Below are 15,728 nucleotides of genomic sequence, written 5' to 3' on the forward strand. Positions count from 1 at the left end.
AACTCCCATTCACAAAATATATGAATAAAAACCGATATCAAAGCCGTTATTTTCGGTTGCTGCCCCATTTCCGATAACACGGTAAAAGGACTTATCATGAACATCAGCATGATAGTAATACTCTCTATTGTGATCTCTATTGCGTTAGGTTACCGCACAAAAATAAACACCGGTTTATTCGCAATTGTATTCGCGTACCTTATAGGTTGTTTCCTGCTGGATATGAAGGCCGGGGAAGTTATCAAAACATGGCCGATCAGTATTTTCTTTGTTATTTTTGCCGTTTCACTTTTTTATAACTTCGCGTTAATTAACGGTACCTTAGAAAAGCTGGCCATGCATTTGCTCTACTTATGCCGCCACTTTCCTAAATTTTTGCCATTGGTCATTTACTTTGCCGCTACTTTTGTCGCCAGCCTGGGGGCGGGTTTCTTCACCGTTCTCGCTTTCTTCGCACCGTTGACGCTGCTGCTGTGCCGTAAAACGGGGATGAATAAGCTGGTCGCCGCCGTCGCCGTCAACTATGGCGCCCTGGGCGGGGCGAATTTTATGACCAGCGCCAGCGGCGTCGTATTCCGTGGGCTTATCGATACCGCAGGCTACAGCGCAAACTCCTTTGTTTACGCGTCATCTATTTTCCTGGTTTCCTTCCTCTTACCGATAGTCGTTATTTTACTATTAATCTTCTTGACCAACCGCGGAAATCAAGGCATTACCGGCTCATTACAGGTTGAAAAGCCGGACGCGTTCGATAGCAAACAGAAGCTAAACCTGCTGCTTATCTTTGCCATGCTGGTGGTGGTTCTGGCGTTCCCGGTGATGCATCTCATCATGCCTGATTCCGCAAACATCAAATTTATCAATGCCAGAGTGGATGTCGGCCTGGTCTCGATTGTGTTTGCCGTGATCTCTCTGTTCCTCAAGCTTGGCGATGAGAAAAAAGCCATTGCCCTGGTGCCATGGAATACGCTGATCATGATCTGCGGCGTCGGGATGCTGATTCAGATCGCCATCAAAGCCGGGACCATCGATATGCTGGCGAGCTGGGTAGGTTCAAGCCTGCCTGCGACCGTTGTTCCCTTCGCGTTGGCAATTATCGGCGGCATGATGTCTTTCTTCAGCAGTACCCTCGGCGTCGTCTGTCCGGCCCTGTTCCCGATTATTCCGTCAATTGCGGCCTCCACCGGTATTAACGCCATGGTGCTGTTTACTGCCACGGTTATTGGCGCGCAGGCAACGGCAATATCACCGTTCTCTTCCGGCGGCAGTTTGCTGCTGGGTTCATGCTCAGAGGACAAGGAGCGTAATGAACTGTTTCCCACGCTTTTATTTAAAGCGGTACCGATGTGCGTCATTTTCGCGCTTATCAGCGTCGCCATCATGATGATGTTTTTTTAATTAAGGCAAAAGAGGGTTGATAATGGACGCCACCACGATAATGAGCAGAGTGAACAGCAAGAACGCTGCCAAAATAGCCGAAGTGGCTCATTTTCTTCAGGCTAATAATCTGGATATCGACCCTCATGTTGCCGATTTCGTGGTACTTCGCCAACAGGGGAATATCGTCGCCTGCGGCGGGGTAGATGGCGAAATCATTAAATGCGTCGCTATTTCCCCGCAGCTCCGCGGCCAGGGCGTATTGCTTAAACTGGTCACCGAACTGATTAATATCGCCATAGAAGGCGGCAACAGCGCATTATTCGTTTATACCCGCAGCCATAACGAGCATCTATTTCGCCATTGCGGTTTCACCACGTTGGTTTCTATTCCTGACTGCATGGTGTTAATGGAAAATAGCGGCTCGCACCTGACACGTTATTTACAACAACTGGCGCAATGGCGTAAGCCCGGCAAGCGTATTGCCGCCATCGTGATGAACGCCAATCCATTTACCAACGGGCATCTGCATCTTATTCGCTATGCCGCGACGCATTTTGACTGGCTACATCTGTTTCTGGTCAACGAAGATGCCGCCCAGTTTCCGTTCGCCGACCGCCTCGCGCTGGTGCGTGACGCGACGCAGGGTATCGCGAAACTGACGGTGCATCCCGGCTCGCAATATATGATTTCGCGCGCCACTTTTCCGGCCTACTTCCTGAAAGAGCAGGCGCTGGTTGAACGCTGCTACACGCAAATCGATATCACACTTTTTCGCCAATATATCGCCCCGGTATTGGGTATCACGCACCGCATCGTCGGGAACGAACCTTTCTGCCCAATCACCGCGCGCTATAACCAGGACATGCGCCATTGGTTAAGCACGCCAGAGCTCCCCTTCGCGCCGGTCGAGCTCGTTGAGATTTCGCGGCTGCAATGGCAAGGCACGCCCGTTTCCGCATCCCGGGTTCGCCGCCTGCTACAGCAAAATCGTTTAGCTGAGGTCGCCCCTCTGGTACCTGACGCCACCCTACGTTATCTGAAACGCCAGCAGAACACTGCCCAGGCGAACACGACCAAGACCCCCACAGGAGCATTATGAAACAGATAGTCCCCGCCGTTGCCGGGACTCTGGAGTCCAGCGATGTGATGATTCGCATCGAACCATTGACCCCGGAGCAACCGCCGGAAATTGAAATATCCAGCTCGGTTCAGAAGCAGTTTGGCGATGCCATTCGCGCCACCCTGGCTGCGGTACTGCAACAACACGCAATCCGCGGCGTCGCCGTGATCGTTGATGACAAAGGCGCGCTGGACTGCGTGCTGCGCGCACGGCTGGAAACTGCCCTGATGCGCGCGGGCGCGCTGACGCTGTGTTGGGGGGAAAAATAATGACGCCAGAACGTAAAAATCGCCTGCGCCGCAGCATGTTGTTCGTCCCCGGCGCTAACGCCGCCATGCTGAGCAACGCCTTTATTTACCCAGCCGACGCGCTGATGTTTGATCTTGAAGACGCCGTTGCCGTGCGTGAGAAAGACGCTGCCCGCCGCCTGGTTTACCACGCGTTGCAGCACCCGTTGTACCGCGATATCGAGACCATTGTTCGCGTTAACGCCCTGGATTCGCAGTGGGGTATCGATGACCTGGAGGCCGTGGTGCGCGCCGGGGTCGATATCGTCCGTCTGCCGAAAACCGACACCGCAGATGATGTTATTGCGATGGAAAAAGAGATTGCCCGCATCGAACAGGAATGCGGACGCAAGCCCGGCAGCACCGGGATGCTGGCGGCGATTGAATCGGCAAAAGGCATTCTGCAGGCTCCGGCCATCGCTCTGGCTTCTCCGCGCTTAATCGGCATCGCGCTGGGGGCGGAAGATTACGTGCGCGATATCCGTACCGAACGCTCTGCTGACGGTATCGAGCTGCTGTTTGCCCGCTGCACCATCCTGCAAGCGGCGCGCGCGGCGGGCATTCAGGCATTTGATACGGTCTACAGCGACGCCAACAACGAAGAGGGCTTCCTGCACGAAGCCGCGCATATCAAACAGCTCGGCTTTGACGGCAAATCGCTGGTCAACCCGCGGCAAATTACCCTGCTGCATAACCTCTACGCTCCGACGCAAAAAGATGTCGATCACGCACGGCGTGTGGTTGAAGCGGCAGAAGCCGCTGAACGCGAAGGCCTGGGCGTCGTCTCTCTCAACGGCAAGATGATCGACAGTCCGATTATCGCTCGCGCCCACCTGGTGCTGTCCCGTGCTGAACTTTCCGGCGTCCGTGAGGAGTAAACCGCCATGAACCACACTCAAGACTTATCCCAGATCATCGGCGAACTGACGCCATTTGCCGATACCGACAAACGGACCCAGCGCCAGCAGCGCCGGGCTAAAACCTGCGCCTCGCTGGAAGAGGCCGTGCGCCGCAGCGGGCTGCGCGACGGCATGACTATCTCCTTCCATCACGCCTTTCGCGGCGGTGACTTGACGCTGAACCTGGTGATGGACCAGCTGGCGGCAATGGGCTTTAAAAACCTGACCCTGGCCTCCAGCTCTCTGAGCGCCTGCCACGCGCCGCTAGTCGGCCACATCCGCAATGGCGTAGTCAGCCACATTTATACCTCCGGGCTACGCGGGCCGCTGGCGGAAGAGATTTCCCGTGGGCTAATGGCGCATCCGGTGCAAATTCACTCCCACGGCGGTCGCGCCCACCTGGTGAAAAGCGGTGAGCTGAACATTGATGTCGCCTTCCTCGGCGTCCCGGCCTGCGATGATATGGGCAATGCCAACGGCTATACCGGTAGCGCCACCTGCGGCTCGCTGGGCTACGCGATGGTCGATGCACAGCATGCGGACCAAGTCATACTGCTGACGGAAGATATCCTGCCCTACCCGCACCACCCGGCCAGCATCAGGCAGGATCAGGTCGACCTGGTCGTACAGGTAGAGTGCGTTGGCGATGCGGAAAAAATTGGTGCCGATGCGACCCGCATGACCTCCAACCCCCGCGAGCTGCAAATTGCACAGAATGCCGCGCAGGTCATTGAGGCTTCAGGTTATTTCCGCGAAGGATTCTCGCTGCAAACCGGTACCGGCGGCGCGGCGCTGGCGGTGACGCGCTTCCTCGGCGAGAAAATGCGCCGCAAGAATATCCGTGCCGATTTCGCCCTCGGCGGCATTACCGCCACCATCGTTGGTCTGCACGAAGAGGGCTACATCCGTCGCCTGCTTGACGTACAGGGTTTTGACAGCGTCGCCACGCGCTCGCTGGCGCGTAACCCGAATCATATTGAAATCAGCGCCAACGAATACGCCAACTTCAGCTCCAAAGGCGCGTCGGTCAACAAACTGGACGTGGTGGTGCTGAGCGCGCTGGAAATCGACACCGGCTTTAACGTCAACGTGCTGACCGGCTCGGACGGCGTGCTGCGCGGCGCATCAGGCGGGCACTGCGACACGGCGGTCGGCTCGGCGCTGTCGATTATCGTCGCTCCGCTGGTTCGCGGGCGCATTCCGACCGTCGTCGATAAGGTGCTGACCCGCATCACCCCCGGCTCCAGCGTAGATGTGCTGGTGACCGACCACGGCGTGGCGGTCAACCCGGCGCGGCCCGAACTGGCACAGCGTCTCCAGGCGGCAGGACTAAAAACCGTTACCGTGGAATGGCTCTGTGACCGCGCGCGCCAACTGACGGATGAACCGCAGCCGATCGCCTTTACCGATAAACCCATCGCCATCGTGCGCTATCGGGACGGCTCGGTGATCGACGTCGTTTATCAGGTCCGCGATTAATGATGCAAACGATGCCTCTCGAATCCTGGGGCGCGCCCGTCGTGCATCAGGAAAAGCTGCCGCAGGCTTACCTCAGCCACTATTACGCCAGGCTCGCCTGCCGGGCGATGCAGACGGAAGCCCGGCTGACGCCGAAACCCGGTCTGGTTGACGGGCGAAATACCGGTGCCCATCAGGACATGGCGCTGCCTGATTTTCTGTGCAGCGCTAACGCCATCGCCAACGAGCTACACCTGTTTGTCGAAGAGGGGAGCGCCAGCGCGGCGCTCGATACCGATGGCGTTCTGGCTCGCCTGAAGCCCATCGGTTTACATTGCGAAACGGCAATGCTGCGCGCCACGGGAGGCGTCAACACCCATAAAGGCGCCATCTTTACGCTCGGGCTGTTCTGCGCGGCGCTGGGGCGTCATGAAGCAAACGGGCAACCGCTCGCGCCCGCCGCGCTGGCCGCCACCGTGAGCGAATTTTGCCACGGTATTGTCGAGCGCGAACTGGTTGAGCTTCACGGGCGGACGCCGCTGACCGCCGGACAGCGGCTGTTTATCACCCTCGGCTTAACCGGCGCACGCGGTGAGGCACAGGCAGGATACCCGCTGGTTATTGATCACGCCCTACCCCGCTATCGTCAGCTGCGCCGCGAAGGGCTAAGCGAGGAGCTGGCGCTGCTCAATACCCTGCTGCTCATTATGTCGCGCAACGACGATACCTGTGTTGCGTCGCGTGGCGGGAGCAAGGGACTGCGCTGGCTACAGCGTCAGGCGCAGCAGTTGCTCAACGTCGGCGGGATCCGCTCGCCCGAGAACCTCTCTCTGTTGCAGCAGCTCGATGACCTCTGTATTTCCCGCAACCTTAGCCCAGGCGGCAGCGCTGATTTACTCATCCTGACCTGGTTTTTATCTCATTTTACTCAAGAATAAGGATTATCACTGTGCAGGAAGAATACCGTAAGCACGTCGCTGAGCGTGCAGCCGTTGGGATTGTTGCAAAACCCTTAGATGCAACCCAAATGGCCGGCCTGGTTGAGCTGCTGAAGAATCCGCCTGCTGGCGAAGAAGAATTCCTGTTAGATCTGTTAATTAACCGCGTACCGCCGGGCGTCGACGAAGCCGCCTGGGTTAAAGCCGGATTCCTTGCCGCCATCGCCAAAGGCGAAGCGACTTCCCCGCTGGTTACCCCTGAAAAAGCCATCGAACTGCTGGGCACCATGCAGGGCGGTTACAACATTCATCCGCTGATTGACGCGCTGGACGACGCAAAGCTGGCGCCGATTGCCGCGAAAGCGCTGTCCCATACCCTGCTGATGTTCGATAACTTCTACGACGTAGAAGAGAAAGCCAAAGCGGGCAATGAATATGCACAGCAGGTCATGCAATCCTGGGCCGACGCCGAGTGGTTCCTGAACCGCCCGCAGCTGGCTGACAAAATCACCGTCACCGTTTTTAAAGTCACCGGCGAAACCAACACTGATGACCTGTCTCCGGCCCCTGATGCCTGGTCCCGCCCGGATATCCCGCTGCACGCTCTGGCGATGCTGAAAAACGCCCGTGAAGGAATCGACCCGGATCAGCCGGGCGTTGTTGGCCCGATCAAACAGATCGAAGCGTTACAGCAGAAAGGTTTTCCGCTGGCCTACGTTGGCGACGTGGTGGGGACCGGTTCTTCCCGCAAATCGGCCACCAACTCGGTGCTGTGGTTTATGGGCGATGACATTCCGAACGTGCCGAACAAGCGCGGCGGCGGTCTGTGCCTCGGTGGTAAAATTGCCCCTATCTTCTTCAACACCATGGAAGATGCGGGCGCGCTGCCGATTGAAGTGGACGTCAACAAACTGAACATGGGTGACGTGATTGACGTTTATCCGTTCAAAGGTGAAGTGCGTAACCACGAAACCAACGAACTGCTGGCTAACTTCGAACTGAAAACCGACGTGCTGGTTGACGAAGTGCGTGCCGGTGGCCGTATTCCGCTGATTATCGGTCGCGGCCTGACCACCAAAGCGCGTGAGGCGCTGGGTCTGCCGCACAGCGACGTTTTCCGTCAGGCGAAAGACGTTGCGGAAAGTAGCCGTGGTTACTCTCTGGCGCAGAAAATGGTCGGTCGTGCCTGCGGCGTGGCCGGTATTCGTCCGGGTGCTTACTGCGAGCCGAAGATGACCTCCGTCGGCTCTCAGGACACCACCGGTCCAATGACCCGTGATGAACTGAAAGATCTGGCGTGCCTGGGCTTCTCGTCTGACCTGGTGATGCAGTCCTTCTGCCACACGGCGGCGTATCCGAAGCCGGTTGACGTGACCACGCACCACACGCTGCCAGACTTCATTATGAACCGTGGCGGTGTCTCCCTGCGTCCGGGCGACGGCGTTATCCACTCCTGGCTGAACCGTATGCTGCTGCCGGATACCGTCGGTACCGGCGGTGACTCCCATACCCGTTTCCCGATTGGCATTTCCTTCCCGGCGGGCTCGGGTCTGGTGGCGTTTGCTGCCGCGACCGGCGTGATGCCGCTGGATATGCCGGAATCCGTTTTAGTTCGTTTCAAAGGCAAGATGCAGCCGGGTATCACCCTGCGTGACCTCGTTCATGCGATCCCGCTGTACGCGATTCGCCAGGGCCTGCTGACCGTTGAGAAGAAAGGCAAGAAAAACATCTTCTCCGGCCGCATCCTGGAAATCGAAGGTCTGCCGGATCTGAAAGTCGAGCAGGCGTTTGAACTGACCGATGCTTCCGCCGAACGTTCTGCTGCTGGCTGTACTATCAAGCTGAACAAAGAGCCGATCGTTGAGTACCTGACTTCAAACATCGTCCTGCTGAAGTGGATGATCGCGGAAGGCTACGGCGATCGTCGTACCCTGGAACGTCGCGTGCAGGGCATGGAAAAATGGCTGGCGGAACCTGAACTGCTGGAAGGTGATGCGGATGCCGAATATGCGGCAGTGATCGACATCGATCTGGCTGATATTAAAGAGCCCATCCTGTGCGCGCCTAACGATCCGGACGATGCGCGTCTGCTGTCCGATGTGCAGGGCGAGAAGATCGACGAAGTGTTTATCGGTTCCTGCATGACCAACATCGGCCACTTCCGTGCTGCCGGTAAGCTGCTGGACAGCCACAAAGGGCAGCTGCCAACCCGCCTGTGGGTGGCGCCGCCAACCCGTATGGACGCAGCGCAGCTGACCGAAGAAGGCTACTACAGCGTGTTTGGTAAGAGCGGTGCGCGTATTGAAATCCCGGGTTGTTCCCTGTGTATGGGTAACCAGGCGCGCGTAGCGGACGGTGCGACGGTCGTTTCGACCTCTACCCGTAACTTCCCGAACCGTTTAGGTACCGGTGCGAACGTCTTCCTGGCCTCAGCTGAGCTGGCGGCAGTAGCGGCGCTTATCGGTAAGCTGCCGACGCCGGAAGAGTACCAGACCTATGTTGCGCAGGTAGAGAAGACGGCGGCAGACACCTACCGCTATCTGAACTTCGATCAGCTGGGTCAGTACAAGGAAAAAGCAAATAACACCCTTTTCCAGATAACTCTTTAATTCTGTATCTGCGCGGCAGCGCCGGCGGAAGAGTGGGCAATGGTCATCACCTGCGAGGGTGAAGGGAAATCCAAAATGCCAACGACTGTTCTCCCTCTGACGCGACGCTGCTGCGCATCCAGGAAAATACAATGACTGATAACGCACTATTACTAAAAGAAGGCTTCACCCTGATGTTCCTCGGCATGGGATTCGTGCTGGCGTTTCTGTTCCTGCTGATTTTCGCCATCCAGGGCATGTCCGTCGCCGTCAACCGCTTCTTCCCTGAACCGGCCCCGGCGCCCAAAGCGGCTCCTGCCGCCGCCGCGCCCGCTGACGACTTCGCCCGCTTAAAGCCGGTGATTGCCGCCGCTATCCACCACCATCGCCGCCTTAACCCTTAATTCACGGAGCATTCCATGACCGTTGCCATTACCGATGTCGTCCTGCGCGACGCCCACCAGTCCCTTTTCGCCACCCGCCTGCGTCTTGACGATATGCTGCCCATCGCCGCTCAGCTCGATGACGTCGGCTACGGCTCCCTTGAATGCTGGGGCGGCGCCACCTATGACGCCTGCATCCGCTTTCTCGGCGAAGACCCGTGGGTCCGCCTGCGCGAGCTGAAAAAAGCCATGCCGAAGACCCCGCTGCAGATGCTGCTGCGCGGCCAGAACCTGCTCGGCTACCGCCACTACGCCGATGACGTGGTGGAGCGCTTCGTTGAGCGCGCCGTCAAAAACGGCATGGACGTGTTCCGCGTCTTCGACGCCATGAACGACCCGCGCAATATGAAGGCGGCTTTACAGGCCGTGCGCAGCCACGGCGCGCACGCCCAGGGGACCCTGAGTTACACCACCAGCCCGGCGCACACCCTGCAGACCTGGCTGGACCTGACCGAACAGCTGCTGGAAACCGGCGTCGATTCCATCGCCATCAAGGACATGTCCGGCATCCTCACCCCATCGGCGGCCTTTGAGCTGGTGAGCGAAATCAAAAAACGCCACGACGTGCGCCTGCATCTGCACTGCCACGCCACCACCGGGATGGCGGAGATGGCCCTGCTGAAGGCCATCGAAGCGGGCGTTGACGGCGTCGACACCGCCATCTCCTCGATGAGCGCCACCTACGGTCATCCTGCCACCGAGGCGCTGGTCGCCACTCTCGCCGGAACACAGTATGACACCGGGCTGGATATCCTCAAGCTGGAGAGCATCGCGGCGTACTTCCGTGAGGTGCGCAAGAAGTACCACGCCTTTGAAGGCCAGCTGAAGGGCTACGACAGCCGCATTCTGGTGGCCCAGGTGCCGGGCGGGATGCTCACCAACCTCGAGGGCCAGCTGAAGCAGCAGAACGCCGCCGACAGGCTGGATGAGGTACTGGCGGAAATCCCCCGCGTGCGCGAGGACCTCGGCTTTATCCCGCTGGTCACCCCGACCTCGCAGATTGTCGGCACCCAGGCGGTGCTCAACGTCCTGACCGGCGAGCGCTACAAAACCATCGCCAAAGAAACGGCGGGCATTCTGAAGGGCGAATACGGCCACACCCCGGTGCCGGTGAATGCGGCATTGCAGGCCCGTGTGCTGGAAGGGGCTGCCCCGGTGACCTGCCGCCCGGCGGATTTACTCAAACCGGAGCTGGCGCAGCTTGAGGCCGATGTTAAACGTCAGGCGCAGGAGAAGGGCATTACGCTTGCGGAAAACGCCATCGACGACGTGCTGACCGTGGCGCTGTTCCCGCAAATCGGCCTGAAGTTCCTTGAGAACCGCCACAACCCGGCGGCCTTTGAGCCGGTGCCACAGGCGGAAGCCGCGCAGCCTGCCGCTGCCCCGGTAAAAGCCGCTGCCTCCGGCGTCTACACCGTGGAAGTGGAAGGTAAAGCCTTTGTGGTGAAGGTCAGCGACGGCGGCGATATCAGCCAGCTGACGGCGGCTGTACCGGCTGCCTCTTCCTCTCTGGCGGCGGCTCCGGCAGGCGCAGGCACCCCGGTGACCGCCCCGCTGGCGGGCACCCTCTGGAAGGTGATTGCCACCGAGGGCCAGGCGGTGGCGGAAGGCGACGTGCTGCTGATTCTGGAAGCCATGAAGATGGAAACCGAAATCCGCGCCGCGCAGGCCGGGACCGTGCGCGGTATCGCGGTGAAGTCCGGGGACGCGGTCGCCGTGGGCGACACCCTGATGACGCTTGCGTAAGGAAGAGGAACGGAAATGGAAAGTCTGAACGCCCTGATTCAGGGCATGGGCCTGATGCACCTTAGCATCGGCCAGGCGCTGATGCTGCTGGTGAGCCTGCTGCTGCTGTGGCTGGCGATTGCGAAGAAGTTCGAGCCGCTACTGCTGCTGCCGATTGGCTTTGGCGGCCTGCTGTCGAATATCCCGGAGGCCGGGCTGGCGCTGACCGCGCTGGAGAGCCTGCTGGCCCACCACGACGCCGGGCAGCTGGCGGTGATTGCCGCGAAGCTCAACTGCCTGCCGGACGTGCATGCCATCAAGGAGGCATTAGCGCTGGCGCTGCCGTCGGTGCAACACCAGATGGAGAGTCTGGCTACCGATATGGGCTACACGCCGGGCGTACTGGCGATTTTCTATCAGGTGGCGATAGGCTCAGGGGTTGCTCCGCTGGTGATTTTTATGGGCGTGGGAGCGATGACCGACTTCGGCCCGCTGCTGGCTAACCCGCGCACCCTGCCGCAGGCGGCGGCGATAGGCATCATCGGCGGGGCGGACGGCCCGACGGCGATTTACCTCGCCAGCAAGCTGGCACCAGAGCTGCTGGGGGCCATCGCGGTGGCGGCGTACTCGTATATGGCGCTGGTGCCGTTAATCCAGCCGCCGATTATGAAGCTGCTGACCACAGAGAAGGAGCGGAAAATCCGCATGGTGCAGCTGCGCACAGTGAGTAAGCGGGAAAAAATCCTCTTCCCGGCGGTACTGTTGCTGCTGGTGGCGCTGCTGCTGCCGGACGCGGCCCCGCTGCTGGGGATGTTCTGCTTCGGTAACCTGATGCGCGAGAGCGGCGTGGTGGAGCGTCTGAGCGACACAGTGCAGAACGGGCTGATTAATATCGTGACCATTTTCCTCGGGCTGTCGGTGGGCGCGAAGCTGGTGGCGGACAAGTTCCTGCAGCCGCAGACGCTGGGCATTCTGGTGCTGGGGGTGATTGCATTCGGTATCGGGACGGCGGCCGGAGTGCTGATGGCGAAGCTGCTGAACCTGTTCAGTAAAAACAAAATCAACCCGCTGATTGGTTCTGCCGGGGTCTCGGCGGTGCCGATGGCGGCAAGGGTGTCGAACAAAGTGGGCCTGGAGTCGGATGCGCAGAACTTCCTGCTGATGCACGCGATGGGCCCGAACGTGGCCGGAGTGATTGGCTCGGCGATTGCCGCCGGGGTGATGCTCAAATATATCGTATCGCTGTAACACCGCGTTATTCCCGGAGGCGGCGCGTTGCGCCTGTCCGGGCTACCGGATTGCATGGATCTGTAGCCCGGACAGATGCGCAGCATCGCCTCCGGGAAATATGTTCTCCCGGCTCGCGCTGCGCTGAGCCGGGCTACGGGTTCACAGCCGTCTGCAAGCCGGAATACCCTACAAGGAGAAAGAGATGTCTGAAACAGCAATACCTGAATATACCGCCGCCCGGATAAGCAGAACCACGCTGGCCGGCTATCTTCATCAGTCACTGGAACTGGCCAGCAAACTGGCCTCCGGTCTAAAAATACTCCAGCTACCGGTGGACGACACCCGCCGGGCCGCAACGGTGCTGACGGAGCCGGTCTACGCCGCCGCCGGGCTACGTCTTGCCCGCCAGCAGCCTCTGGCGCAGAACCCGCTCTGCGACGACGTATTGCGGCGCTTTCGCCAGGCTCCCGGCCTGACGGCTGACCTACCCGATCTGGTTGAGACCGTACGCAGCGTAGCGCTGCCGGTCTGGTCACGCCTGCACCGCGACGGACACGGCGACGATATCGCCATTCGCCAGACGTTGCTGCACATCCTCGCCTGGCGAAGCGATTCCCCATGGCTACAGGATCAGGCGCAGCGAATACTCTGGCAGGGCGGCGTGTTGGGTGAAAAAGGAGAGGCCGTGTTAACATCCCTCGACGATGAAGCCGCCCTCCGATGCATCGTGTTCCGCGGGCTGAGTGAACTACTGACCACCACCGGTTTTTTAGTCCACTTCCCGGCGGGACCTCTGTTTTGTGATGAAAATACTGAGAGTTATTAATGAAGTTAATCAGTTTTTGCGTAAGCAATATCCCCCGCTATGGTCTGCTGCGGGAGGGCGGCGTTGTCGATTTAACCCGGCATTTTCTGCAATATCCGTCGCTGAAGTCTTTTCTGGCGGCCATGGACAACATTCCAGCAGAAATGCTGTCGCATATGGCGATCGATTACGCCCTCGATGAGATCGAATTTTTGCCGCTGATCCCCGACCCGCAAAAGATCCTCTGCGTCGGGATGAACTACCAGGCCAAACGACTGGAATTTGACGAGCAGGATCCCGACCCGACGCTGTTTATCCGCTTTCCGGATTCCCAGTGCGGGCACCTGGGCGACATCATTAAACCGGCTGCCAGCCACGAGTTTGATTATGAAGGTGAACTGGCGCTGGTGATCGGTAAACGCGGGCGCAATATTCCCGCGGAGCGGGCGCTGGAGCACGTTGCCGGGTACAGCTGCTATATGGACGGCTCGGCCCGCGACTGGCAGCACGCCTGGTTTACTGCCGGAAAAAACTGGCCATCGACCGGTGGTTTCGGCCCCTGGCTGGTGACGCGGGATGAAATCGCCGACCCTAACGCGCTGGCGATCAAAACCCGGCTCAACGGTATGGAAGTACAGAACGACAATACCGCCAGCATGATCCACAGCGTTCCGGAGCTGATTGCCTATATCAGCACCTTCTGCGTTCTAACGCCGGGGGACGTTATCCTGACCGGCTCACCAGGCGGCGTGGGGAAAAAACGCACCCCGCCGCTGTTCTTGCAGGATGGCGATACGATTGAAGTGGAAATTGAAAATATCGGCTGCCTGCGTAACCGCATCGTTGATGAGGTGCCGGAAGCGTAACGCTGGCCTCCGGCAACAAACACCACCACAGAGCCCCGGTCAGCGTCGTAAGACCGGGGAAACTGACGGCGTAATAGCGTCATTATTCCTCTGAGCCGACGGCGTAGTTTTTATAATAAAATATTTTATCTCTTTCATTAATACTTCTGATCACCTTACAAGGAACACCGACGGCAACGACATCCGGCGGGATATCTTTGGTGACAACGCTACCCGCGCCAATAACCGAATTGTCTCCAATCGTTATACCTGGATTGATAACTACATTGCTGCCAATCCATACGTTATTGCCGATGGTGACCGGAAAGGAGAACATCTCTCCGGCTTTTCTCAACTCGTGATGAACGGGATACCCTGTGACAGAGATCGTCACATTTGGCGCAATTAAAACGTTATCGCCAATGGTGACCGTGTAATCGTCCACAATGGTAAAATTAAAGTTCGCGTAAAAATTATCGCCAATATGGATATTAGTTCCGTAAGAGAAATAAACCGGCGGTTCTACCCACACATGCTTTCCCACTTTTCCAAACATCTCACGAATCAGTTTATCTCTTTTTTCAACCTCTGATGGGCGCGTGTGATTAAATTCGTACATGAGTTCTTTGCCACGTAATCTCTCTTCTGGCAGGCCCTCGCACATATCGGTAAACAGTTCTCCTGCTTTTATTCTGTCTCTCATAGAAATGTTCATCGATGATATTCCCTCTTTATTTTTTGTATTCATGCCTGTTTACCCGATTGTGCGAAAGAGCGGGAAAAAGGTCCCGGCCCGCTAAGGGTAAATACAGAAATCAGCGTAAAGCTCAGCGCAATCATCCCTAACACCAGATAAGCCCCCTGGAAGCCAATACTCTCGTACATGTTCCCGGCCAGAACGGACATGAAAATCATCGCTAACTGCTTGAAGAAGCAGAAACAGACCAGATAAATCGTGGCGGAGAAACGGACTTCAAACTGGCTGGTGATGTATTTGAAGCAGCCGACGATCAGGAACGGTATTTCAAACATATGCAGCGTTTTGAGGATCACGACCTCCAGTGCGGAGGAGGCGAAAGACGAGCCGATAATCCTTACCGACATGATCGCGCCTGCCAGCAGCAAAGCGTTCTTCCCGCCAATGCGATTCACAATCAGCGGCGCAAAGAACATGATGCTGGCATTCAGTAACTCACCCATGGTGGTGACGTAGCCGAATACGCGGGTACCTTGTTCACCGGTAGCAAAAAAAGAGGTGAAGAAGTTAGCAAACTGCTGGTCAAATACATCGTAAGTACAGGAGACGCCGACCACGTACAACGAGAGGAACCAGAGTTTAGGCTGTTTAAATAACTCCAGCGCTAGCTTCAGGCTGAAAGCTGAGTTGTTGGCCCCCACCGCATCGGCGACCTTCGCAGAAGAAGGCGCATCTGTTTTTGAAAAGAACAGCAGCAAGGCCAGAATAACGGCGCAACCGGAACCCAGCCAGAAGACAAACTGGTTATTGATGGTGAACATAATTCCGGCAATCGAGGCGCATAGCGCCCAGCCTACGCAACCAAACATGCGGGCGCGGCCAAATTCAAAGTTGCTCCGGCGGCTGGCTTTTTCAATATAGGCTTCAATCGCCGGTGCGCCGGCATTGTAAATAAAGCCAAGGTAGATCCCGCCAACAATCGACCCCAGTAAAATATTTACCTGTAATAAGGGACCAAAAACGTAAATAAAGAACGGGGCGAACATCACCAGCATCCCGGTGATGATCCACAGCAGATGTTTTCGCAGGCCAAGCTTATCGGATAGCAAACCGAAGGCTGGCTGGAACAGAAGCGAAAATAGTGAAATACAGGCGAAAATGATCCCCGTATCTCCTTTGCTTATATGGTTTACATCGTGTAACCAGATAGGAAAGAAGGGGAAATAAGCACCCATGATAAAAAAGTAGAAGAAGAAGAAAAAGCCGAACATCCAAAAGTTAGTATTTTTTAAATAGTACATATGGACTTCCTT

Annotated in this window: 14 protein-coding genes; 12 read left to right on the plus strand and 2 right to left on the minus strand. The window is 57.5% G+C overall.

Features of this window, described 5'->3' with window-relative positions; genetic code table 11:
- Window positions 1-96 precede the first annotated feature (96 nt).
- The 12 genes from AC07P6_RS29010 to AC07P6_RS29065 all read left to right on the plus strand — a co-directional run bounded on the left by AC07P6_RS29010 (window position 97) and on the right by AC07P6_RS29065 (window position 13,739).
- Window positions 97-1,398, plus strand: a complete 1,302-nt coding sequence (locus AC07P6_RS29010) for an SLC13 family permease (protein ID WP_434660770.1) — start codon at window positions 97-99, stop codon at window positions 1,396-1,398.
- Window positions 1,399-1,420: 22 nt separating this feature from the next.
- Window positions 1,421-2,479 (plus strand): [citrate (pro-3S)-lyase] ligase, encoded by a 1,059-nt coding sequence (citC, locus tag AC07P6_RS29015; RefSeq protein WP_478315247.1) that lies wholly within the window; start codon window positions 1,421-1,423, stop codon window positions 2,477-2,479.
- Window positions 2,476-2,769, plus strand: a complete 294-nt coding sequence (citD, locus tag AC07P6_RS29020; protein ID WP_181484115.1) for a citrate lyase acyl carrier protein — start codon at window positions 2,476-2,478, stop codon at window positions 2,767-2,769. Before citC ends, citD begins: the two co-directional genes overlap by 4 nt.
- Window positions 2,769-3,665 (plus strand): citrate (pro-3S)-lyase subunit beta, encoded by an 897-nt coding sequence (gene citE / locus AC07P6_RS29025; RefSeq protein ID WP_112217086.1) that lies wholly within the window; start codon window positions 2,769-2,771, stop codon window positions 3,663-3,665. Before citD ends, citE begins: the two co-directional genes overlap by 1 nt.
- Before the next feature lie 6 nt (window positions 3,666-3,671).
- Window positions 3,672-5,165, plus strand: a complete 1,494-nt coding sequence (gene citF, locus AC07P6_RS29030) for a citrate lyase subunit alpha (protein ID WP_478315248.1) — start codon at window positions 3,672-3,674, stop codon at window positions 5,163-5,165.
- Window positions 5,165-6,082 carry a triphosphoribosyl-dephospho-CoA synthase CitG gene (gene citG / locus AC07P6_RS29035; RefSeq protein ID WP_478315249.1) on the plus strand — a complete coding sequence of 306 codons (918 nt, stop codon included), beginning with the start codon at window positions 5,165-5,167 and terminating at the stop codon, window positions 6,080-6,082. The genes citF and citG overlap by 1 nt, the downstream gene beginning before the upstream one ends.
- 11 nt (window positions 6,083-6,093) lie before the next feature.
- The gene (acnB, locus tag AC07P6_RS29040) at window positions 6,094-8,691 is read left to right on the plus strand and encodes a bifunctional aconitate hydratase 2/2-methylisocitrate dehydratase (protein ID WP_478315250.1); all 2,598 of its coding nucleotides are present in this window, start codon (window positions 6,094-6,096) and stop codon (window positions 8,689-8,691) included.
- A 131-nt stretch (window positions 8,692-8,822) separates the two neighbouring features.
- The gene (locus tag AC07P6_RS29045) at window positions 8,823-9,074 is read left to right on the plus strand and encodes an oxaloacetate decarboxylase subunit gamma (protein WP_434660779.1); all 252 of its coding nucleotides are present in this window, start codon (window positions 8,823-8,825) and stop codon (window positions 9,072-9,074) included.
- 15 nt (window positions 9,075-9,089) lie between these two features.
- The gene (gene oadA, locus AC07P6_RS29050; protein WP_478315251.1) at window positions 9,090-10,859 is read left to right on the plus strand and encodes a sodium-extruding oxaloacetate decarboxylase subunit alpha; all 1,770 of its coding nucleotides are present in this window, start codon (window positions 9,090-9,092) and stop codon (window positions 10,857-10,859) included.
- Between the two features lie 15 nt (window positions 10,860-10,874).
- On the plus strand, window positions 10,875-12,086 hold the full coding sequence (locus AC07P6_RS29055) for a sodium ion-translocating decarboxylase subunit beta (protein ID WP_478315252.1): 1,212 nt from the start codon (window positions 10,875-10,877) through the stop codon (window positions 12,084-12,086).
- A gap of 184 nt (window positions 12,087-12,270) precedes the next feature.
- Window positions 12,271-12,894 carry a hypothetical protein gene (locus AC07P6_RS29060; protein WP_434660785.1) on the plus strand — a complete coding sequence of 208 codons (624 nt, stop codon included), beginning with the start codon at window positions 12,271-12,273 and terminating at the stop codon, window positions 12,892-12,894.
- Entirely contained in the window at window positions 12,894-13,739 is an 846-nt protein-coding gene (locus tag AC07P6_RS29065) for a fumarylacetoacetate hydrolase family protein (protein WP_181484123.1), read from the plus strand. The genes AC07P6_RS29060 and AC07P6_RS29065 overlap by 1 nt, the downstream gene beginning before the upstream one ends.
- A gap of 82 nt (window positions 13,740-13,821) precedes the next feature.
- Here AC07P6_RS29065 and lacA read toward each other — a convergent pair whose 3' ends face one another.
- Both lacA and AC07P6_RS29075 read right to left on the minus strand, forming a co-directional pair.
- A complete protein-coding gene (gene lacA, locus AC07P6_RS29070; protein WP_478317110.1) occupies window positions 13,822-14,433 on the minus strand; it encodes a galactoside O-acetyltransferase in 612 nt (203 codons plus the stop codon).
- A 29-nt stretch (window positions 14,434-14,462) separates the two neighbouring features.
- Window positions 14,463-15,716: an oligosaccharide MFS transporter gene (locus tag AC07P6_RS29075; RefSeq protein ID WP_478315253.1), complete on the minus strand. Its 1,254-nt coding sequence runs from the start codon at window positions 15,714-15,716 to the stop codon at window positions 14,463-14,465.
- Window positions 15,717-15,728: the final 12 nt, after the last annotated feature.

It is taken from the genome of Klebsiella sp. GFKo11, from assembly GCF_056490265.1.